We start from the raw sequence: 25,239 nt of genomic DNA on the forward strand, positions 1-25,239 counted from the left end.
GTGGGGAATAGTAATGGATAAGCAAAATAACCAGGTTAACGAAAATAGTGAAACTGAAATTGAATTAACTGATCAGCAGGCAGTTCAAACAGAAGAACAATTAACTGTAACTGGTGAATCAATCGCGCCTGAGCTAGAACCATTAATTTTAGAAGAGACGGCTGAAGCCCCTGTTGCAGAAAATATTGAACTACCAGATATTCAAAATGATCAGACAGAACTTACTGATATTGATACTGATGACTTAGAGGCTATTTTAGCTCTTGGTGAAGAAGTTCTAGATTTAGACATCGAAACAGCTGCCGGTGAAGAGTCTGATGGTGGTGGTTTTTCTCTGGTTGATTTTGAACGTGATGGTGAAGAGACTATTGCGACGACTAATTTCGATACAACTACGTTTGATAGTGCCTCTGAAAACGAGCAAGAATTTACTGATACAACCGATGACAGTAGTGTTTTAACTGTTGCAAATACAGCTCCAACAATCATTATTAGCAGCAGCAATGACTTTACTGAAGATGACGGCAGTGCCGTTGAAGGTGCCGTGGTTGCGACCTTCGAAACAACGGATGAAGATGGTGACGAGGTTACTGTTACGTTAAGCGATACCGTTAATTATGAAATTGTTGACGGCACGGTTGTATTAACTGAAGCGGGCGCAGCACTTGTGAACAGCGGCGAAGAGCTACCTGAATTTACTTTGATTCCAAATGATGGCACGACTGACGGTGAAGCAGTTTCTGTTGCGCCAAGTGTAACTACAACGAATGATGCACCAGAAATAACTATCACTAGCAGCAATGACTTTACTGAAGATGACGGCAGTGCCGTTGAAGGTGCCGTGGTTGCGACGTTCGAAACAACGGATGAAGACGGTGACGAGGTTACTGTTACGTTAAGCGATACCGTTAATTATGAAATCGTAGATGGCACGGTTGTGCTAACCGAAGCGGGCGCAGCACTGGTCAACAGTGGCGAAGAGCTACCTGCATTTACACTAACACCAAATGATGGCACGACTGACGGTGAAGCAGTTTCTGTTGCGGCAAGTGTAACTACAACGAATGATGCACCAGAAATAACTATCACTAGCAGCAATGACTTTACTGAAGATGACGGCAGTGCCGTTGAAGGTGCCGTGGTTGCGACGTTCGAAACAACGGATGAAGATGGTGACGAGGTTACTGTTACGTTAAGCGATACCGTTAATTATGAAATCGTAGATGGCACGGTTGTGCTAACCGAAGCGGGCGCAGCACTGGTGAACAGTGGCGCCGAATTACCTGCATTTACATTAACACCAAATGATGGCACGACTGACGGTGAAGCAGTTTCTGTTGCGGCAAGTGTAACTACAACGAATGATGCACCAGAAATAACTATCACTAGCAGCAATGACTTTACTGAAGATGACGGCAGTGCCGTTGAAGGTGCCGTGGTTGCGACGTTCGAAACAACGGATGAAGATGGTGACGAGGTTACTGTTACGTTAAGCGATACCGTTAATTATGAAATTGTTGACGGCACGGTTGTATTAACAGAAGCGGGCGCAGAACTGGTCAACAGTGGCGAAGAGCTACCTGCATTTACACTAACACCAAATGATGGCACGACTGACGGTGAAGCAGTTTCTGTTGCGGCAAGTGTAACTACAACGAATGATGCACCAGAAATAACTATCACTAGCAGCAATGACTTTACTGAAGATGACGGCAGTGCCGTTGAAGGTGCCGTGGTTGCGACGTTCGAAACAACGGATGAAGATGGTGACGAGGTTACTGTTACGTTAAGCGATACCGTTAATTATGAAATTGTTGACGGCACGGTTGTATTAACAGAAGCGGGCGCAGAACTGGTCAACAGTGGCGAAGAGCTACCTGAATTTACTTTGATTCCAAACGATGGCACGACTGACGGTGAAGCAGTTTCTGTTGCGGCAAGTGTAACTACAACGAATGATGCACCAGAAATAACTATCACTAGCAGCAATGACTTTACTGAAGATGACGGCAGTGCCGTTGAAGGTGCCGTGGTTGCGACGTTCGAAACAACGGATGAAGATGGTGACGAGGTTACTGTTACGTTAAGCGATACCGTTAATTATGAAATTGTTGACGGCACGGTTGTATTAACAGAAGCGGGCGCAGAACTGGTCAACAGTGGCGAAGAGCTACCTGAATTTACTTTGATTCCAAACGATGGCATTACTGATGGTGAAGCTGTTTCTGTTGAGCCAAGTGTAACCACGACGAATGATGCACCAGAAATAACTATCACTAGCAGCAATGACTTTACCGAAGATGACGGCAGCGCGGTTGAAGGTGCCGTGGTTGCGACGTTCGAAACAACGGATGAAGATGGTGACGAGGTTACTGTTACGTTAAGCGATACCGTTAATTATGAAATTGTTGACGGCACGGTTGTATTAACAGAAGCGGGCGCAGCACTGGTCAACAGTGGCGAAGAGCTACCTGCATTTACACTAACACCAAATGACGGCACGGTAGACGGTGAAGCCGCCACTGTTGAGCCAGGTGTGACGACTAGTAATGATGCACCAGAAATAACTATCACTAGCAGCAATGACTTTACTGAAGATGATGGCAGTGCCGTTGAAGGGGCTGTCGTTGCGACCTTCGAAACCTCAGATGAAGATGGTGACGAAGTTACCGTTACCCTGAGCGACACAGTCAACTACGCGATCTTAGATGGTACGGTTGTCTTAACGGAAGCCGGTGCAGCACTGGTGAACAGTGGCGCCGAATTACCTGCATTTACATTAACACCAAATGACGGCACGGTAGACGGTGAAGCCGCCACTGTTGAGCCAGGTGTGACGACTAGTAATGATGCACCAGAAATAACTATCATTAGCAGCAATGACTTTACTGAAGATGACGGCAGTGCCGTTGAAGGTGCCGTGGTTGCGACGTTCGAAACAACGGATGAAGACGGTGACGAGGTTACTGTTACCCTGAGCGACACAGTCAACTACGCGATCGTAGATGGCACGGTTGTCTTAACCGAAGCCGGAGCAGCACTGGTCAACAGTGGCGAAGAGCTACCTGCATTTACACTAACACCAAATGACGGCACGGTAGACGGTGAAGCAGCCACTGTTGAGCCAGGTGTTAATGGAGTAGATGATCTAACTAATACTATTGAAGATAGCGTCGTTACAACAGAAGATACTTCTGTAATCATTGACGTATTAGCAAACGATACAGATGAAGACGGTGAAGTTTCACCTGTTGCCTCAGTAACAGACGGTACAAACGGGACTGTTGCGATTAACGCTGATGGCACCGTGACTTACACACCAGATGCGGACTTCAATGGGTCGGATACCTTCACGTACACCAATGAAGATGGCAATACAGAAACGGTGACCGTCACAGTTGATCCAGTGGCCGATGACACAGTCTTAGTAGCAGATAGCGCAACGACTGACGAAGACACGCCAGTGGTTATTGATGTCGTCGCAAATGATACGGATGCCGATGGCGTCACATCACCTGTTGCCTCAGTAACTGACGGGACTAACGGCACAGTGGCTATCAACGATGATGGCACAGTGACCTACACGCCAAACGCAGATTTCAATGGTGAAGACGAATTTACGTACACCAATGAAGATGGCAATACAGAAACGGTGACAGTCACGGTTGATCCAGTGGCCGATGACACAGTCTTAGTGGCAGACAGCGCAACGACTAATGAAGATACGCCAGTGGTGATTGATGTAGTGGCAAATGATACGGACGCAGATGGTGAAGTTTCACCTGTTGCCTCAGTAACAGACGGTACCAACGGCACTGTGGCAATTAACGCTGACGGCACAGTGACCTACACACCAAACGCAGATTTCAATGGTGAAGACGAATTTACGTACACCAATGAAGATGGCAATACAGAAACGGTGACAGTCACGGTTGATCCAGTGGCCGATGACACAGTCTTAGTGGCAGACAGCGCAACGACTAATGAAGATACGCCAGTGGTGATTGATGTAGTGGCAAATGATACGGACGCAGATGGTGAAGTTTCACCTGTTGCCTCAGTAACAGACGGTACCAACGGCACTGTGGCAATTAACGCTGGCGGCACAGTGACCTACACACCAAACGCAGATTTCAATGGTGAAGACGAATTTACGTACACCAATGAAGATGGCAATACAGAAACGGTGACCGTCACAGTTGATCCAGTGGCCGATGACACAGTATTAGTAGCAGATAGCGCAACGACTGACGAAGACACACCAGTGGTGATCGATGTCGTCGCAAATGATACGGATGCCGATGGCGTCACATCACCTGTTGCCTCAGTGACCAATGGCACTAATGGCACAGTGGCTATCAACGAAGATGGCACAGTGACTTACACACCAGATGCGGACTTCAACGGGTCGGATACCTTCACGTACACCAATGAAGATGGCAATACAGAAACGGTGACCGTCACAGTTGATCCAGTGGCCGATGACACAGTATTAGTAGCAGATAGCGCAACGACTGACGAAGACACACCAGTGGTGATCGATGTCGTCGCAAATGATACGGATGCCGATGGCGTCACATCACCTGTTGCCTCAGTCACTGACGGGACTAACGGCACAGTGGCTATCAACGATGATGGCACAGTGACTTACACACCCGATGCGGACTTCAACGGGTCGGATACCTTCACGTACACCAATGAAGATGGCAATACAGAAACGGTGACCGTCACGGTTGATCCAGTGGCCGATGACACCGTATTAGTAGCAGATAGCGCAACGACTGACGAAGACACACCAGTGGTTATCGATGTCGTCGCAAATGATACGGATGCCGATGGCGTCACATCACCTGTTGCCTCAGTAACAGACGGCACAAACGGGACTGTTGCGATTAACGAAGATGGCACAGTGACTTACACACCAGATGCGGACTTCAACGGGTCGGATACCTTCACGTACACCAATGAAGATGGCAATACAGAAACGGTGACCGTCACAGTTGATCCAGTGGCCGATGACACAGTCTTAGTAGCAGATAGCGCAACGACTGACGAAGACACCCCAGTGGTGATTGATGTCGTCGCAAATGATACGGATGCCGATGGCGTCACATCACCTGTTGCCTCAGTAACTGACGGGACTAACGGCACAGTGGCTATCAACGATGATGGCACAGTGACTTACACGCCAAACGCAGATTTCAATGGTGAAGACGAATTTACGTACACCAATGAAGATGGCAATACAGAAACGGTGACAGTCACGGTTGATCCAGTGGCCGATGACACAGTCTTAGTGGCAGACAGCGCAACGACTAATGAAGATACGCCAGTGGTGATTGATGTAGTGGCAAATGATACGGACGCAGATGGTGAAGTTTCACCTGTTGCCTCAGTAACAGACGGTACCAACGGCACTGTGGCAATTAACGCTGACGGCACAGTGACTTACACACCAGATGCGGACTTCAACGGGTCGGATACCTTCACGTACACCAATGAAGATGGCAATACAGAAACGGTGACCGTCACGGTTGATCCAGTGGCCGACGACACCGTCTTAGTAGCAGATAGCGCAACGACTAATGAAGATACGCCAGTGGTGATTGATGTAGTGGCAAATGATACGGATGCTGATGGGGTTGTATCGCCAGTGGCCTCAGTCACTGACGGGACTAACGGGACTGTTGCGATTAACGATGATGGCACAGTGACTTACACACCCGATGCAGACTTCAACGGGTCGGATACCTTCACGTACACCAATGAAGATGGCAATACAGAAACGGTGACCGTCACGGTTGAACCAGTGGCTGATGACACAGTATTAGTAGCAGACAGCGCAACGACTGACGAAGACACCCCAGTGGTGATTGATGTTATCAGTAATGATACGGATGCCGATGGCGTCACATCACCTGTTGCTTCAGTCACTGACGGGACTAACGGCACAGTGGCTATCAACGATGATGGCACAGTGACTTACACACCCGATGCCGACTTTAACGGGTCGGATACCTTCACGTACACCAATGAAGATGGCAATACAGAAACGGTAACAGTAACAGTTGATCCAGTGGCCGATGACACCGTCTTAGTAGCAGATAGCGCAACGACTGACGAAGACACGCCAGTGGTGATTGATGTCGTCGCAAATGATACGGATGCTGATGGGGTTGTATCGCCAGTGGCGTCAGTAACTGACGGGACTAACGGCACAGTAGCTATCAACGATGACGGCACAGTGACTTACACACCAGATGCGGACTTCAACGGATCGGATACCTTCACGTACACCAATGAAGATGGCAATACAGAAACGGTGACCGTCATGGTTGATCCAGTCGCAGACGACACCGTCTTAGTAGCAGATAGCGCAACGACTGACGAAGATACGCCAGTGGTGATTGATGTCGTCGCAAATGATACGGATGCTGATGGGGTTGTATCGCCAGTGGCGTCAGTAACTGACGGGACTAACGGCACAGTAGCTATCAACGATGACGGCACAGTGACCTACACGCCAAACGCAGATTTCAATGGTGAAGACGAATTTACGTACACCAATGAAGATGGCAATACAGAAACGGTGACCGTCACGGTTGATCCAGTGGCAGACGACACCGTCTTAGTAGCAGATAGCGCAACGACTGACGAAGACACGCCAGTGGTTATCGATGTCGTCGCAAATGATACGGATGCCGACGGTGAAGTTTCACCTGTTGCCTCAGTGACCGATGGTACGAACGGCACAGTAGCTATCAACGATGATGGCACAGTGACCTACACACCAGATGCGGACTTCAACGGATCGGATACCTTCACGTACACCAATGCAGATGGCAATACAGAAACGGTCACAGTAACAGTTGATCCAGTGGCTGATGACACCGTCTTAGTAGCAGATAGCGCAACGACTGACGAAGACACCCCAGTGGTTATCGATGTCGTCGCAAATGATACGGATGCTGATGGGGTTGTATCGCCAGTGGCGTCAGTGACCAATGGCACTAATGGCACAGTGGCTATTAACGATGACGGCACAGTGACTTACACACCCGATGCCGACTTCAACGGGTCGGATACCTTCACGTACACCAATGAAGATGGCAATACAGAAACGGTGACAGTCACGGTTGATCCAGTCGCAGATGACACCGTCTTAGTAGCCGATAGCGCAACGACTGACGAAGACACACCAGTGGTTATCGATGTCGTCGCAAATGATACGGATGCCGATGGCGTCACATCACCTGTTGCCTCAGTAACAGACGGCACAAACGGGACTGTTGCGATTAACGATGATGGCACAGTGACTTACACACCCGATGCGGACTTCAACGGGTCGGATACCTTCACGTACACCAATGAAGATGGCAATACAGAAACGGTAACAGTCACAGTTGATCCAGTCGCAGATGACACCGTCTTAGTAGCCGATAGCGCAACGACTGACGAAGACACGCCAGTGGTTATCGATGTCGTCGCAAATGATACGGATGCTGATGGGGTTGTATCGCCAGTGGCGTCAGTGACCAATGGCACTAATGGCACAGTGGCTATCAACGATGATGGCACAGTGACTTACACACCCGATGCGGACTTCAACGGATCGGATACCTTCACGTACACCAATGAAGATGGCAATACAGAAACGGTGACTGTCACGGTTGATCCAGTGGCCGATGACACCGTCTTAGTAGCCGATAGCGCAACGACTGACGAAGACACGCCAGTGGTTATCGATGTCGTCGCAAATGATACGGATGCTGATGGGGTTGTATCGCCAGTGGCGTCAGTGACCAATGGCACTAATGGCACAGTGGCTATTAACGATGATGGCACAGTGACTTACACACCCGATGCAGACTTCAACGGGTCGGATACCTTCACGTACACCAATGAAGATGGCAATACAGAAACGGTGACAGTCACAGTTGATCCAGTGGCTGATGACACCGTCTTAGTAGCAGATAGCGCAACGACTGACGAAGACACCCCAGTGGTTATCGATGTCGTCGCAAATGATACGGATGCTGATGGGGTTGTATCGCCAGTGGCGTCAGTGACCAATGGCACTAATGGCACAGTGGCTATTAACGATGATGGCACAGTGACTTACACACCCGATGCCGACTTCAACGGGTCGGATACCTTCACGTACACCAATGAAGATGGCAATACAGAAACGGTAACAGTAACAGTTGATCCAGTGGCTGATGACACCGTCTTAGTAGCAGATAGCGCAACGACTGACGAAGACACGCCAGTGGTGATTGATGTCGTCGCAAATGATACGGATGCTGATGGGGTTGTATCGCCAGTGGCGTCAGTAACTGACGGGACTAACGGCACAGTAGCTATCAACGATGACGGCACAGTGACTTACACACCCGATGCGGACTTCAACGGGTCGGATACCTTCACGTACACCAATGAAGATGGCAATACAGAAACGGTAACAGTAACAGTTGATCCAGTGGCTGATGACACCGTCTTAGTAGCCGATAGCGCAACGACTGACGAAGACACGCCAGTGGTGATCGATGTCGTCGCAAATGATACGGATGCCGACGGTGAAGTTTCACCTGTTGCCTCAGTGACCGATGGTACGAACGGGACAGTGGCTATCAACGCTGACGGCACAGTGACTTACACACCAGATGCGGACTTCAACGGGTCGGATACCTTCACGTACACCAATGAAGATGGCAATACAGAAACGGTGACCGTCACAGTTGATCCAGTGGCCGATGACACCGTCTTAGTAGCAGATAGCGCAACGACTGACGAAGACACCCCAGTGGTGATTGATGTTATCAGTAATGATACGGATGCCGATGGCGTCACATCACCTGTTGCCTCAGTAACAGACGGCACAAACGGGACTGTTGCGATTAACGCTGACGGCACCGTAACTTACACACCCGATGCCGACTTCAACGGGTCGGATACCTTCACGTACACCAATGAAGACGGCAATACAGAAACGGTCACAGTGACGGTTGATCCAGTGGCAGACGAGACCGTCTTAGTAGCAGATAGTGCAACGACTGACGAAGATACCCCAGTGGTTATCGATGTCGTCGCAAATGATACGGATGCTGATGGTGAAGTTTCACCTGTTGCCTCAGTCACTGACGGGACTAACGGGACAGTGGCTATTAATACTGACGGTACCGTAACTTACACACCCGATGCCGACTTCAACGGGTCGGATACCTTCACGTACACCAATGAAGACGGCAATACAGAAACGGTCACAGTAACAGTTGAACCAGTGGCTGATGACACAGTATTAGCAGCAGATTCAGCAACGACTGACGAAGATACCCCAGTGGTTATAGATGTCGTCGCAAATGATACGGATGCGGATGGCGTCACATCACCTGTTGCTTCAGTCACTGACGGGACTAACGGCACAGTGGCTATCAACGATGATGGCACAGTGACTTACACACCCGATGCCGACTTTAACGGGTCGGATACCTTCACGTACACCAATGAAGATGGCAATACAGAAACGGTAACAGTAACAGTTGATCCAGTGGCTGATGACACCGTCTTAGTAGCAGATAGCGCAACGACTGACGAAGACACGCCAGTGGTGATTGATGTCGTCGCAAATGATACGGATGCTGATGGGGTTGTATCGCCAGTGGCGTCAGTAACTGACGGGACTAACGGCACAGTAGCTATCAACGATGACGGCACAGTGACTTACACACCAGATGCGGACTTCAACGGATCGGATACCTTCACGTACACCAATGAAGATGGCAATACAGAAACGGTGACCGTCACGGTTGATCCAGTCGCAGACGACACCGTCTTAGTAGCAGATAGCGCAACGACTGACGAAGATACGCCAGTGGTGATTGATGTCGTCGCAAATGATACGGATGCTGATGGGGTTGTATCGCCAGTGGCGTCAGTAACTGACGGGACTAACGGCACAGTAGCTATCAACGATGACGGCACAGTGACCTACACGCCAAACGCAGATTTCAATGGTGAAGACGAATTTACGTACACCAATGAAGATGGCAATACAGAAACGGTAACAGTAACAGTTGATCCAGTGGCTGATGACACCGTCTTAGTAGCCGATAGCGCAACGACTAACGAAGACACGCCAGTGGTTATCGATGTCGTCGCAAATGATACGGATGCTGATGGGGTTGTATCGCCAGTGGCGTCAGTGACCGATGGTACGAACGGGACAGTGGCTATCAACGATGATGGCACCGTAACTTACACACCAGATGCGGACTTCAACGGATCGGATACCTTCACGTACACCAATGAAGATGGCAATACAGAAACGGTGACTGTCACGGTTGATCCAGTGGCAGATGACACCGTCTTAGTAGCCGATAGCGCAACGACTGACGAAGACACGACAGTGGTTATCGATGTCGTCGCAAATGATACGGATGCTGATGGGGTTGTATCGCCAGTGGCGTCAGTGACCAATGGCACTAATGGCACAGTGGCTATTAACGATGATGGCACAGTGACTTACACACCCGATGCGGACTTCAACGGGTCGGATACCTTCACGTACACCAATGAAGATGGCAATACAGAAACGGTAACAGTAACAGTTGATCCAGTGGCTGATGACACCGTCTTAGTAGCCGATAGCGCAACGACTAACGAAGACACGCCAGTGGTTATCGATGTCGTCGCAAATGATACGGATGCTGATGGGGTTGTATCGCCAGTGGCGTCAGTGACCAATGGCACTAATGGCACAGTGGCTATTAACGATGATGGCACAGTGACTTACACACCCGATGCGGACTTTAACGGATCGGATACCTTCACGTACACCAATGAAGATGGCAATACAGAAACGGTGACCGTCACGGTTGATCCAGTCGCAGACGACACCGTCTTAGTAGCAGATAGCGCAACGACTGACGAAGATACGCCAGTGGTGATTGATGTCGTCGCAAATGATACGGATGCCGATGGCGTCACATCACCTGTTGCCTCAGTAACAGACGGCACAAACGGGACTGTTGCGATTAACGCTGACGGCACCGTAACTTACACACCCGATGCCGACTTCAACGGGTCGGATACCTTCACGTACACCAATGAAGACGGCAATACAGAAACGGTCACAGTGACGGTTGATCCAGTGGCAGACGAGACCGTCTTAGTAGCAGATAGTGCAACGACTGACGAAGATACCCCAGTGGTTATCGATGTCGTCGCAAATGATACGGATGCTGATGGTGAAGTTTCACCTGTTGCCTCAGTCACTGACGGGACTAACGGGACAGTGGCTATCAACGATGATGGCACAGTGACTTACACACCCGATGCCGACTTTAACGGGTCGGATACCTTCACGTACACCAATGAAGATGGCAATACAGAAACGGTAACAGTCACGGTTGATCCAGTCGCAGATGACACCGTCTTAGTAGCAGATAGCGCAACGACTGACGAAGATACCCCAGTGGTTATCGATGTCGTCGCAAATGATACGGATGCTGATGGTGAAGTTTCACCTGTTGCCTCAGTCACTGACGGGACTAACGGCACAGTGGCTATCAACGATGATGGCACAGTGACTTACACACCCGATGCCGACTTTAACGGGTCGGATACCTTCACGTACACCAATGAAGATGGCAATACAGAAACGGTAACAGTCACGGTTGATCCAGTGGCTGATGACACCGTCTTAGTAGCAGATAGCGCAACGACTGACGAAGATACCCCAGTGGTTATCGATGTCGTCGCAAATGATACGGATGCTGATGGTGAAGTTTCACCTGTTGCCTCAGTCACTGACGGGACTAACGGGACAGTGGCTATTAATACTGACGGTACCGTAACTTACACACCCGATGCCGACTTCAACGGGTCGGATACCTTCACGTACACCAATGAAGACGGCAATACAGAAACGGTCACAGTAACAGTTGAACCAGTGGCTGATGACACAGTATTAGCAGCAGATTCAGCAACGACTGACGAAGATACCCCAGTGGTTATCGATGTCGTCGCAAATGATACGGATGCGGATGGCGTCACATCACCTGTTGCTTCAGTCACTGACGGGACTAACGGGACTGTTGCGATTAACGATGATGGCACCGTAACTTACACACCCGATGCGGACTTCAACGGGTCGGATACCTTCACGTACACCAATGAAGACGGCAATACAGAAACGGTGACCGTCACGGTTGAACCAGTGGCTGATGACACCGTCTTAGTAGCAGATAGTGCAACGACTGACGAAGACACGCCAGTGGTGATTGATGTAGTGGCAAATGATACGGATGCTGATGGGGTTGTATCGCCAGTGGCGTCAGTGACCGATGGTACGAACGGGACAGTGGCTATCAACGATGATGGCACAGTGACTTACACACCCGATGCGGACTTCAACGGATCGGATACCTTCACGTACACCAATGAAGATGGCAATACAGAAACGGTGACTGTCACGGTTGATCCAGTGGCCGATGACACCGTCTTAGTAGCAGATAGCGCAACGACTGACGAAGACACGCCAGTGGTGATTGATGTCGTCGCAAATGATACGGATGCCGATGGCGTAATATCGCCAGTGGCGTCAGTGACCAATGGCACTAACGGCACAGTGGCTATCAACGATGATGGCACAGTGACTTACACACCCGATGCGGACTTTAACGGGTCGGATACCTTCACGTACACCAATGAAGATGGCAATACAGAAACGGTTAATGTCACCGTTAATCCTGTAGATGATCCAACTGAAATTCTAGTTGGAACTTCAGACAGTGATATTGGCGAAGTGACTGAAGACGAAGAAATAAGTGCAACTCAAACTCTAACAGACTCAGGTACATTAACATTCTCAGATGTAGATACTGAAGACAGTGAAAACTTTGCGCCTACTGTCGAGTTCTCTCCTGAAAATGAAGGGGATAGCGCTCTAGGTGAAATATCTATTGATGCAGATGGTAATTGGACTTATGAGGTTGATAATAGTGCGGTTCAATTCTTAGGAGAAGGTGAGTCATTAGTAGAAGTATTCACAGTCACATTAAACGGAACTTCACATGATATTACAGTCACTATTAATGGTTCAGAAGATCCTACGACTATCGAGCCAGTAGGAACAAGAGATGCGTATGCTAGACTTTTCGAGGACGATGATGATATTACACCTGGATTCTTAACAACAAATGATACGCTTGAGTTTGGAGATGCAGACGATTCAGATAGTGCCTCTTTTGAGCCAGAAGTTAACTTTACAAGTTCGACTTCAAGTTTAGGTCAATTGGGCTCTGTTACTTTAGAAAATGATGGTAATTGGAGTTATAGCGTTGATAATTCATTGGTTCAGTACCTAGATGAAGGTGAGAAAATAACAGAGATATATACGGTTACTTTAAATGGTACTGAAGAAATCATTACCATTGATATTATTGGTACAGAAGACGCTACTGAAATCGTAGTGGATACTAGCGCCGGTGATAGTGCAGAAGGAGAAGTCTCCGAAGATAGTGCGGATACAACAACAACCTTAACGGATTCAGGAAAAATTACCTTCATTGATGTTGATGATTCAGATCGAAGTAGTTTTGCTCCAACGGTTGTCTTTGCAGCTTCAACTGCAGGCAGTAGTGCACTTGGTGAGTTAACTATTGATGCAGATGGTAATTGGACATATGAAGTTGATAACAGTGATATCGCATATCTAGATACTGATGAAACTATCGTAGAAACATTTACCATAGAATTAAATGGCGAAACTCAGGATATCTCTGTCACTGTAAATGGTGCAAACAGCGCACCTGAGATTCAGATAACGAGTACTAATGAACTTACTGAAGATACTGCGGTAGAAGGTACTATTGTATCTACATTTACTACATTCGATGCTGAGGGAGATGACGTCACTGTATCGATTAGCGATAGTGTTAATTATGCAATTGTAGATAATACCATTGTATTAACTGAAGCTGGCGCTGAATTAGTTAATAGTGGACAAGATTTGCCAGAATACACATTAACCACAAATGATGGCTCTGTCGATGGAGAGTCTGTATCCAGTACACCTTTAGTTATTCCTGTAGCCACAACTCCTACAGTTAATATTACTATTGACACTGAATACACTGAGTCAATTAGTTTATCTGCAGAAAACTACAATGAAACAGATAGTGGTTATACCGTAACAGCATATACAGCAACTGGAGTACAGACCACTTTAAGCTCAATTACAGGTACTACTCATGATGGTTTCGGTGTTTCAGGAAGGGCATCTGGAGCAAATGCTGAATTAGGTTATTTAAATAATACTGGTTCAGAATCAATTGTAGTTGATATAGATTATGAAATAACAAGTGCCGATGTTGCATTTTCTTGGTTAAATCCAAATGAAACAGCAGCTTATAGTCTTTATTCCAATGGAGTTTTAGTCGGTTCAGGTACTATAAACGGCGGAAGTAACAATGTTGATGACCCGATTACAATTAATGCGAATGGAGAGGGTTTTGATCAGATTGTGTTCACAGCACCTGGAAGTGGCGACGACTACTTAATTAATAGCATTTCATTTGACAAAGTGGTTGAGGAAGAGGTTACCGACGAAGCAGTTGTTGTTACTGAGGGGGGGGCTATATCCCTAAATATTAGCACTGAAGATACTGTATTGGATGATACTGAATCCTTAGCGCTGGTTATTTCCGACATTCCTAATGGCTTTACATTAAGTGATGGTGAAAATACATACACTTCTTCAAGTGATGATGGCCTTATTGATGTAACTTCTTGGGATTTAGATAATTTAACTCTTTTAAGTACTGAAGTTGATAGTACAAGTTATTACGAGTTGTTTGTAACTGCTACAACGACAGAGTCTTTAAATGGTGAAACTTCGTCAACCGAAACATCCATTAATTTAATTGTTGCTAGTGATGATTCTATTTTTGGTAGCGATGAAGCTGATGATTTAAATGGGACTATTAATGATGATTCTATTTTAGGTTTAGCTGGAGATGATGAGTTATCTGGCGGGATAGGAAATGATATTTTAGTTGGTGGAGCCGGAGATGATAATCTAATCGACAGTGTTGGTAATGATACAATGATAGGTGGAATTGGAGCTGATACTTTCACATGGTCTGAAGGGGATGCTGCTGGAACTGATATTATTGTTGATTTCGATATTGAAGAAGGTGATGCTTTAGATTTAAGCGACTTATTACAAGGTGAAACTGAAAGCACATTAAGTGAATATTTTGAAATAAGTTTCGATGGTATCGATACAACATTAAATGTATCCAGCACTGAATCTGGAGAGAATGTAGCAACAATTATTTTGGAGGATATACAGTTAGAAGGTATTACGCATGATGGTGAATTATCTTCATCAGAAGTTGAAACTGTAATAAATACTTTATATGAGGAAGGAGCGTTAATTATTAGCGATAATACAGATATAGATACAAGTAGCTCAACTTCTTCGTTAGATGATGATCTTTCTCAATAATTTTTATTAAAAAATAGGTTAATAGTAATCATTTAAATATATTTAATAGGTCAATAATACTTCTACTGTTACAGTAGTAGTATTATACCTATTAGTAGAAAGGGTAACGTTTGAGTAAAAATAATAATAAGCCTCCAAAATGGGAAATTAATGCATCCACACGCATCGGACATGATCCTTTATTAGATTGTTTAGTACTATTAAGTGAGTATTTTTCTACCCCGTGTTCAGCAGAAGCTTTAGCTGCGGGTTTACCATTGGCACAACAACACTTATCTCCTGAACTTGTTCCTCAAGCGGCTAGCCGAGCAGGTTTGAGTGCGAAACTAGACCGACGAACTTTAAACTCATTACCTAGTATGTTGTTACCGTGTATTTTGATGCTTAAAAATAAACAAGCATGCATTTTACATGAAATAGATACTCACAATAATGAAGCAAAAGTCTCTTTCCCTGAGACTGGTGGCCAAGAAGTACTTAGTCTTGAAGTATTAGAGTCTGAGTATGTGGGGTATCTATTTTTAATTAAACAGAAATATCATGGTGATCGTCATTTTGATGTACATATCCATCAATCAACAGATAATTGGTTATGGGATAGCATTAAAGAATCCGCTTCCATATACCGTGATGTGATAATTGCTTCAGTTCTGATTAATATATTTGCTTTATTATCTCCTCTTTTTGTCATGAATGTATATGATAAAGTTGTTCCGAACTTAGCATTCGAAACCCTGTGGGTACTTGCTATTGGCGCTTTCATTGCTTATATTTTTGATTTTATTTTGAAGCAAATTAGAGCTTATTTAATCGATGTTGCAGGGAAAAAAGTCGATGTTGAAATATCCTCAAAACTCTTCTCAAAAGTAATTGGAGTTCCATTAGAAAAAAGATCGTCAAGTGTTGGTGGCATGGCTCGACAACTTGGTGAATTTGACAGTGTTCGTGAGTTTTTATCTTCTGCTACGATTACCGCGTTAGTTGACCTTCCTTTTTCCATTCTCTTTATGTTCATTATTTGGCTTGTAGCCGGTGATCTAGTTTACTTTCCTGTTGTTGCTACTTTCTTGATTATCGGTTACAGCTTTGTTGTGCAATCAAAGTTAAAGATTGCGATTGAAGAAAGTAATAAATTTTCTGGTTTACGTCATGGGCATTTAGTGGAAAGTTTATCTTCATTAGAGTCGATTAAAGCAAATGGAGCAGAAGGGCTTATTCAACATACATGGCAGCAGATGGTTGGTCACACAGCTAAATGGCAATTGAAGGTGAAAATGATCACTAACTCAGTGTCTAATGTGTCAAGTTTTGTTATTCAAGCTTCAGTTATTGCCGTTATTGTTCTAGGGGTTTATCGCGTCTCTGAAGGGTTAATATCAATGGGGGCAATCATTGCTGCTGTTATGTTATCAAGTCGTGCAATTGGCCCTATGGCAAGAATTGCTGCTTTAATGACACGTTATAATCAAACGGTTAGTTCATTACGTCAAATTGACGGAATCATGGAACAAGAGAGCGAATTTGAAAATAAAGGCCATCTAGTAAGTCGTAATAAATTAGAAGGTAATATTGAATGTGAACAAGTTTCTTTTCAATATCCCAATAGTGAAAAAACAGCGTTATACCCATTTTCACTAAAAATTAAACCGAATGAAAAACTCGCTATCATTGGACGCAATGGTTCAGGTAAAACAACTTTAGCAAAATTAATTCTCGGCTTGTATAAACCTTCATCAGGAACCATACGTTATGATGGTTTGCATCAAGAGCAAATTCATCCGAGCGATTTACGAAGTAATATTGGTTACTTACCGCAAGATATCACGCTTTTTCACGGTACAATTAAAGACAATATTTTATTTGGCACAAGACAAGTTACCGAATATCAGTTACTGCGTGCAGCGCAATTATCAGGTGTTTGTTTGTTTACGGATTTAGCATCGGAAGGGTTAGACTTACAAGTAGGTGAAGGAGGTACCTCTTTATCTAGGGGGCAGAGGCAAGCAGTTGCTTTAGCACGCACTATTTTAAATGACCCTCAAATATTATTATTAGATGAACCCACTGCTAGTTTAGATGCTCGAGCAGAAAAACAGTTCATTAACTCAATGAAACAAACAGTTAAAGATCGCAGTATGTTATTAATTACTCATAAAATGCACCTTTTACAGTTAGTCGACCGTATCATTATTGTTGATAATGGTAAAATTGTTGCTGACGGCCCGAAAGAAAGCGTATTAGAAAGGCTGGCATCAGGCCAATATGCTGCTGCAACAAAAGAGGCTGAATAATGAAAGGTTCTAAGCAAGATTTAGAGATGGCTGATGATGTATACGGGGCAATGCTTACCGAAACACCAACAGCACAACGATTAACAATATGGGCTTTATTTGCATTATTTATATGTTTTTTTGTATGGGCCTACTTTGCGAAGTTAGATCGTGTCGTTAGAGGTGAAGGTAAAGTTGTTCCTTCATCACAAGTACAAGTTATTCAAAGCTTAGATGGCGGTATTCTTCAAGACCTTTATGTTAAAGAAGGGATGCTAGTAACTAAAGGGCAACCTTTAGCGCGTATTGATGATACACGGTTTCGTTCAGATCTTGCTCAGCAGGGACAAGAAGTAGATGCATTAAGGGCTGATATTATTCGATTACGAGCTGAACTAAGTAGTATTTTGATTGCAAATGTAGATGATTGGAATTTGCAAATTCAGATCAAACAAAAGAAATTAGAATTTCCTGAGGATATGCAAACGACAGCTGCAGCATTGGTGGATCAGCAGCAAGATGAATATATAGGACGTTTGAATAGTTTAGAAAACCAAGTTGCAATCCAAGCACAGCAAATTAAACAAAGACAACAAGAAATTACTGAGCTAGGTTCGAAAATGCGTACTTTAAGAAGTAGCTTAAATTTAGCCAATAGAGAGTTAAAATTAACACGTCCATTAGCTCAAAAAAATATTGTACCTGAAGTAGAGTTATTAAAATTAGAGAGATCAGTGAATGAATTGAGCGGCGAATTACGTTCATTACAAGCCCAATTACCAAGAAATCAATCTGCATTACAAGAATCAATTTTGAAGCGCCAAGAGCTTGTTTTAGAATTTCGTAAGGATGCGAGAGCTCAACTTAATGAGAAGCAAGCTGCTTTATCAAGTATTACTGAGGCACAAGTGGGTGTGCAAGATAAAGTGAGTAAAGCGTTAATTACCTCTCCAGTAGTAGGAACCATAAAAACCCTACACATCAATACTTTAGGTGGAGTTGTGAAACCTGGTCAGGTATTATTGGAGATAGTGCCTACAGAGGATAAATTGTTAGTTGAGGCTAAAATAATCCCTAAAGATATTGCATTCATTCATGTTGGTTTACCTGCTCGAGTAAAAATAACAGCTTATGATTTTACCCGCTATGGTGCACTGGACGGAGTTGTTGAATTAATTAGTGCGGATACAACTCAAGATGAAGAAGGCAATAGTTTTTATATTGTAAGAGTTCGTACTACTGAATCGAGTATGAATAAAGATAATAAAGACGAAATGTCGATTATTCCGGGGATGTTGACCAGTGTTGATGTCATGGTAAGTAAAAGAACCGTACTTGAATATATGTTTAATCCAATTTTAAGGGCCAAAGAATCGGCTTTACGAGAGTATTAAGTTGAGTAAAGGATATGGAGAAAGAATGAAATCATTACAAAATGGAATGACTAAAAAAGCGGCATTAGTTGCCTTCAGCTCTTTAGTATTAATGCCTTTTCAGGCTCAAAGCCAATCTTTGGAGCAGGCCGTTGCGCATACATTAGATACAAACCCGGAAATTCACACTTCCTTCACTCAATTTAAAGTGAAAGAAAAACAAGTGGATCAAGCGGAGGCTGATTATTACCCAACGCTTGAAGCTACAGGTGGTATTGGCTACGAATATACTGATAGCCCGACGACAAGACGTTATACTGATAGCTTAGATAACACAGAAGAGCTTACTAGAAGAGAACTTGGATTAAGTTTAACTCAAAACATATTTAATGGCTTTAAAACCAGTAGTGAAGTTGATCGTACTAGCTATGCTACAAGTGCAGAGCAATGGCGCTTACATTCTATTGCTGAAGATATTACGCTAGAAGTGACTAAAGTTTATATCGATTTAATTGAAGCTGAAAAATTAGTTGCGTTATCTGAAAAAAACCTCCAGTCACATATCGACATTTATGACCAAATAAAAGAACGTACTGAATCTGGTTTTAGTAGTAAGGCTGATTTATCACAAATAAGTGGTCGTTTGGCTCAAGCTGAATCAAATTTAATTGCTGCGAAGAACAATTATCTAGATAGTAAAACGATGTTTTATAGTGTGGTTGATCAAACACCTGAAAACTTAGTTATTCCTTTTCCTGATAATAGTAAGCTGCCAAAAACACAGGCAGAAGGCTTAGAGTTAGCGCTTAAAAATCATCCTTCTATTTGGGCATCAACTAACGATATTCAATCTGCAAATGCACAATATAAAAGTGCAAAGTCCACTTTTTATCCTGAGTTAAATTTAGAAATTGAAGCGAATTTCAATGATAACATTGATGGTGTAGATGGTTACAATGGAACTAATGATGTAGGCGGTAACAATGACGACGTTGTTGCAATGTTACGCTTTAGGTATAACTTATATAATGGTGGTAGAGATAAAGCCTACGCCAAAGAAACTGCTTATAAAATCAATGAAGCTAAAGCATTAAATATGAAAGCCCATCGTGAAGTAAAAGAAGGTTTCACTTTGTCGTGGGATGCTTACGAACTACTTAATAAGCAAAAGCAATATATCAAAATGCATGTTATTGCAGCGAAAGATTCTCAAGAAGATTACAAAGAGCAATTTAAAATTGGCCAACGTAGCTTATTGGATTTACTTGACACTGAAAATGAGCTTTTCGAAGCAAGAAAAGATTTTTTAGAAGCTGAATTTGATGAAATTACAGCACAATATAGAGTTTTACATGCAATGGGGACATTGCTAGATTCTTTACGTGTAACACGCCCTGAAGCGTGGAAAGGGGAGCAAGAGTTTGATGGTGGAGTTTACAATGAAAAAGATTAGTTTATTAGCCGGAGTCGTTCTATTAAGTGGTTGTTCAATCAACGTCATTGATCCTGCTAATGTCACTACAGAGCAGCTTTATGATTTATCTGACCCTGAAGGGGATGGTGTGATCAATGCTCGAGATAATTGTATTGATACGCCTTTAGGTGCAGCTGTTGATAATAATGGTTGTGGTGTTGATGTGATCGAAAAAGTCAGAGTAACTTTATTAGTCAATTTTGATAATAACTCTTCAGTAGTAGATGCTAAATATTTCCCTGAAATTCAGAAGTTAGCTGGTTTATTGGAAGAATATAAATCAGTTAATGTGTCTATCGAAGGGCACACAAGCCAAGTTGGAACAGCTAAATATAATAAATTGTTGTCCTTAAAACGAGCTGAAGCAGTGAAATCTATTTTGGTGAATAAATACGGTATTAACCGAGATCGTGTAGCTGCGGTTGGTTACGGCTTTGAGCAATTATTGAATGAAGGCCATAGCGATTATGCTAATGCACAAAACCGTCGCATTGTTGCTGAAATTGCAGGTGGAAAAGAAGTCATTGATATGAAATGGAATATTTATAGTGTCGATGACCGTGAATAATCATTTTTATTAAAGATTAAAACGTGTCAATAATAAAAAAGCTAATGCTGACGATTTTACTTTTATACATAAGTAATCTTTACACTTATGCAAGTAGTTCATTAAGCTTTAACACAAGTAAATTAATTTCCACCTTAACTAAAAATTATGGGGAAAGAGCCGCATTACGGGGCAAAGCGTGGTTAAAATTATTGAATGCAAGTTATGAAAATGAACATCAAAAGTTATTACGCACTAATCGTTTTTTTAACCAATTAAGGTTTACAACGGACAAAAAGTTGTGGGGTGAAAGTAATTATTGGGCGACGCCTGTAGAGTTTATAGGTGTGAATGCTGGTGACTGTGAAGATTTTGCCTTAGCGAAGTACTTCACATTATTAGCGATTGGCGTTGATGACGATAAGTTACGTATCGTCATGGTTAAGTCATTAACTTTAAATCAATACCATATGGTTGTTGCTTATTACGAAACACCAACATCAGAACCGTTAATTTTAGACAATATTGATGGTCGAATAAAGAAATCAAACGACCGGAAAGATTTAGTTCCTGTATATAGCTTTAACGGTACAAAGTTATGGTTAAACAATGAAAAAAGACAAGGTCGTGTCGCAGGCAAACCAAGTAGACTCAAACGATGGAATGATTTAAACCTTCGTATGGGACTTAACAAATTAAAACAACCTGTATTATCTATGGAGTAATTTATTTATGACACTGTTTAATCAGATCAACTCATTATTGCTAGGGCTGTTTTTACTAGTTGTATCGAGTTTGATGTATTTTCAGTTCACCGAAACTAAGACGTTTATGGACAGTCAGATTTCATCTGATTTAAATAATACAACCAATGCATTAACATTGATGTTGAAACCGCATCTAGAGACGGGTGATATTGCATCTGCAGAGACGGTCATCAATGTTATTTTTGAAGGTGGATTTTATAAAAAAGTGAGTTTAACGTGGCTTGAAAACGGTAAGACTCAGGTATGGGAAAACCCTGTTCAGGCTGAAAGTGTGCCAGACTGGTTTACTAACCTAGAGCTGTTTGATACGCAAAGCACGGAAAGCACTATCAACAATGGCTGGATACAACTAGCAACGTTGAAGTTAGAAGCTAACCCTGCTATCGGTTACAGTCAATTATGGAAAGTAATGACGGATACGCTGATCACACTAATCATTTTATTTATTTTTTCTGTGATTATTTTACGTTTTCGTTTAACGAAGATCTTAACACCACTTCATCGTGTTGCAGACCAAGCTAAATTGATTGCAAAACGCGAATTTCAGCCGGACCTTAAAATTCCTGAAACAATTGAATTAAAAGAAGTTGTATTAGCGATTAATAGTATGTCTGGTCAACTTCAGACGGTTTTCTCTCAACTTGATAAAGAAGTTGTTTCATTAAAAAATGAAAAACTAACTGATAAAGTATCGCAATTACCAAATCGTCTATACCTTAATGGTCAATTAGGTAGTTGGATGAAAGATCCAGGCTACGGTGGTGTTTTAATTGCGAGATTAGATTGGCTACAAGAAATTGATGACCAATTTGGTTACCAAGTAAGGGATAACACAATCCAAATTTTAGCAAAAGAGATGCAGCGTTCATTACCTTCGATTGCACCTTGTGTGATTGCTCGTATTTCTAGTCGAGAGTTTGTATTCTTAGTGACTAAAGCATCAAACGAACAACTGAAAGTATATTTACAGAATGTTATTCGTCTTATTAATCAAGCCATGATTAGTGCTAATTATCAAGAAGAAGATCAGTTCTCGATCGGTGTGGCTGTTAGAGCACAAGGCATGACCGCATCTCAGTTATTAGGTAATGCAGATAACGCATTGCAAGCAGCTTTATCAGAGAACCAAGTATGTCAGTGGTTTGAAAATAATGAAGAGCAAGAGTTAGCCATTTCACAATGGCGTGACTTATTGCAAGAAGCAATTGTGAAACGAAACTTTTTATTACAGTGGCATCCTGCATTATCTTTTGATGATGGGACAGTTATGCAACGTGAAATTTATAGTGGATTACAAATAGAAGAGAACGTTGTTCGTGCAGCACAATTTATGCCTTACATTGAACAACTTGAGTTAGGTAGTGAGTTTGATCAATCATTATTAAAAGTAATTGCTGAGAACTCGACTATTTTGTCTAAACAAGAAAAAGTTGCGATCAATATAACGCAAGATAGTATCTTAGATTTACATTTCCATGATTGGTTAGAATTATTCATGAGTCGCCAAAAGAACCCACATCGTTTCCATTTTGAAATTCAAGAAAGTACTGTATTAACGTACCCTAAACAATCTCAAAAATTCACTAATATAGTGAAGCAACAGGGCGGTAAAGTAGGTATTGATCACTATGGACGAGAGATTGGTTCGGTTGCTTACTTACAATCAATAAAACCTGACTATGTTAAATTAGATCAATCACTATCTTGTAACTTGAAGAATGAGATGGAAGTGGATGAACTAACTGAACGTCTAGCCTTGAGTCGAGCAGTAATTAATACTGCACGTGGTTTAGGAATTGAAGTGATTATTACCGCTGTGGAAGATCAAGAGCAATTGAACATGCTAAAAAGTCTACATGCTAGTGGTTACCAAGGGTTTATTACGCCACCAACTTATATTAGCTAATTAACTTGATTGCTAACCAATACAATAAGCCTCGTACAGTGTACGGGGCTTATTTTTCTATCGCTTACCTATTTCTTTAATAATGCTTGGTGTTGCGCTTTAAATTTTTGAAATTTAGGGGCAATGACTGCCATGCAGTAACCTTGATTTGGATTATTTAAGTAGTAATTCTGGTGATAATCTTCAGCAACAAAAAACTCGCTCCCAGCCTCTAGTTTAGTCACAATATCCTGATCGAATAATTGCTGATCATTAATTGTCTCGATCATTTCTTGAGCGATTTGTTGTTGTTCACTGTTTTGGTAAAAGATCACAGAACGATATTGGGTACCTATATCATTGCCTTGTCGGTTAACTTGTGTTGCATCATGTACACTAAAGAATAGTGTTAATAATTGCGAAAAATTAATAATTTGGTTATCAAAGGTAACTTCAACTACTTCAACATGCTCAGTTTCACCAGTACAGACGGCCTTATAATTTGCTTGTGATGCAGCTCCCCCACAATAACCAGAAATAGCGCTGATTACGCCTTCAATTTGGTTAAAAGCAGCTTCTACACACCAAAAGCAACCAGCGCCAACGACCATTTTTTCTTGTGCCATAATACCTCTCATTAAATTATATCGCTCAAAAGGGGGCGAAATAATAGCAAATAGTTAATCTCTCTTTTTATTTACAGTATATTGTTATTAGTTTCCATTCTTTCGCGCTTAAATGATTAAAATAATATCAGTTATGTGCAATTTTTTGTGGAATGATAATGCTTTTCTTACTAAATTTTCCTGATAAAAAATGCCAAAGATTGTGGAAATTATGTTAACTTACTAGCCAATTTTAATCTTTAATATTAGTTGCTTAATTGAGTGTAAAAGAGACTCTTATGCGACAATCGTTTATTACACAGAGAAATACGCCATGTTTTGTCCTTTTTGTAATACTCAAGATACAAAGGTGATCGATTCTCGCCTTGTTTCTGAAGGTTCTCAGGTGCGTCGTCGTCGTTTATGTAACGAATGTAATGAGCGTTTCACCACCTTTGAACTTGCTGAGTTAATTATGCCTCGTTTGATTAAATCAGATGGAAGTAGAGAACCTTTTAACGAAGAAAAACTACTTGTTGGTATCAATATCGCCTTAGAAAAAAGGCCGGTAAGTATTGAAGCCGTTGAAAGTGCGGTTAATAAATTAAAATCCACCTTACGAGCAACAGGAGAGCGTGAGATACCGAGTAAAATGGTCGGTGAATTAGTAATGGATTTACTTAAGGGATTAGACAAAATAGCCTATATTCGTTTTGCTTCTGTTTATCGTGCCTTTGAAGATGTCAAAGAGTTTGGTGAAGAAATCGCTAAATTAGACACAACGAATAAGTAAACTTACCTACAACT

The 25,239-nt window shown here is 43.0% G+C and carries 9 protein-coding genes; 8 read left to right on the forward strand and 1 reads right to left on the reverse strand.

The window, feature by feature from the left end; genetic code table 11:
• Nucleotides 1-13: 13 nt before the first annotated feature.
• From AC0L3W_RS03250 to AC0L3W_RS03280, 7 genes are all read left to right on the forward strand, one after another.
• On the forward strand, nucleotides 14-15,511 hold the full coding sequence (locus AC0L3W_RS03250; protein WP_409439684.1) for an Ig-like domain-containing protein: 15,498 nt from the start codon (nucleotides 14-16) through the stop codon (nucleotides 15,509-15,511).
• 110 nt (nucleotides 15,512-15,621) lie between these two features.
• Nucleotides 15,622-17,802, forward strand: coding sequence for a type I secretion system permease/ATPase (locus AC0L3W_RS03255; RefSeq protein WP_290039123.1), 2,181 nt, complete (start codon nucleotides 15,622-15,624; stop codon nucleotides 17,800-17,802).
• Nucleotides 17,802-19,175, forward strand: a complete 1,374-nt coding sequence (locus tag AC0L3W_RS03260; protein WP_290039124.1) for an HlyD family type I secretion periplasmic adaptor subunit — start codon at nucleotides 17,802-17,804, stop codon at nucleotides 19,173-19,175. Before AC0L3W_RS03255 ends, AC0L3W_RS03260 begins: the two co-directional genes overlap by 1 nt.
• 25 nt (nucleotides 19,176-19,200) lie before the next feature.
• Nucleotides 19,201-20,607 carry a TolC family outer membrane protein gene (locus AC0L3W_RS03265; protein ID WP_290039125.1) on the forward strand — a complete coding sequence of 469 codons (1,407 nt, stop codon included), beginning with the start codon at nucleotides 19,201-19,203 and terminating at the stop codon, nucleotides 20,605-20,607.
• On the forward strand, nucleotides 20,594-21,196 hold the full coding sequence (locus AC0L3W_RS03270) for an OmpA family protein (RefSeq protein WP_290039126.1): 603 nt from the start codon (nucleotides 20,594-20,596) through the stop codon (nucleotides 21,194-21,196). Before AC0L3W_RS03265 ends, AC0L3W_RS03270 begins: the two co-directional genes overlap by 14 nt.
• Nucleotides 21,197-21,240: 44 nt before the next feature.
• On the forward strand, nucleotides 21,241-21,900 hold the full coding sequence (locus tag AC0L3W_RS03275; RefSeq protein WP_354669227.1) for a transglutaminase-like cysteine peptidase: 660 nt from the start codon (nucleotides 21,241-21,243) through the stop codon (nucleotides 21,898-21,900).
• Between the two features lie 7 nt (nucleotides 21,901-21,907).
• Complete coding sequence (locus tag AC0L3W_RS03280; RefSeq protein ID WP_290039128.1) at nucleotides 21,908-23,848, forward strand: bifunctional diguanylate cyclase/phosphodiesterase; 1,941 nt, start codon at nucleotides 21,908-21,910, stop codon at nucleotides 23,846-23,848.
• Between the two features lie 68 nt (nucleotides 23,849-23,916).
• Here the strand turns inward: AC0L3W_RS03280 and msrA are convergent, their stop codons facing one another.
• A complete protein-coding gene (gene msrA / locus AC0L3W_RS03285; RefSeq protein WP_409439683.1) occupies nucleotides 23,917-24,453 on the reverse strand; it encodes a peptide-methionine (S)-S-oxide reductase MsrA in 537 nt (178 codons plus the stop codon).
• A 313-nt stretch (nucleotides 24,454-24,766) separates the two neighbouring features.
• Here msrA and nrdR point away from each other — a divergent pair, with 313 nt between their 5' ends.
• Complete coding sequence (gene nrdR / locus AC0L3W_RS03290) at nucleotides 24,767-25,225, forward strand: transcriptional regulator NrdR (RefSeq protein WP_290039130.1); 459 nt, start codon at nucleotides 24,767-24,769, stop codon at nucleotides 25,223-25,225.
• Nucleotides 25,226-25,239 lie beyond the last annotated feature (14 nt).

It is taken from the genome of Psychromonas sp. KJ10-5 (assembly GCF_055808325.1).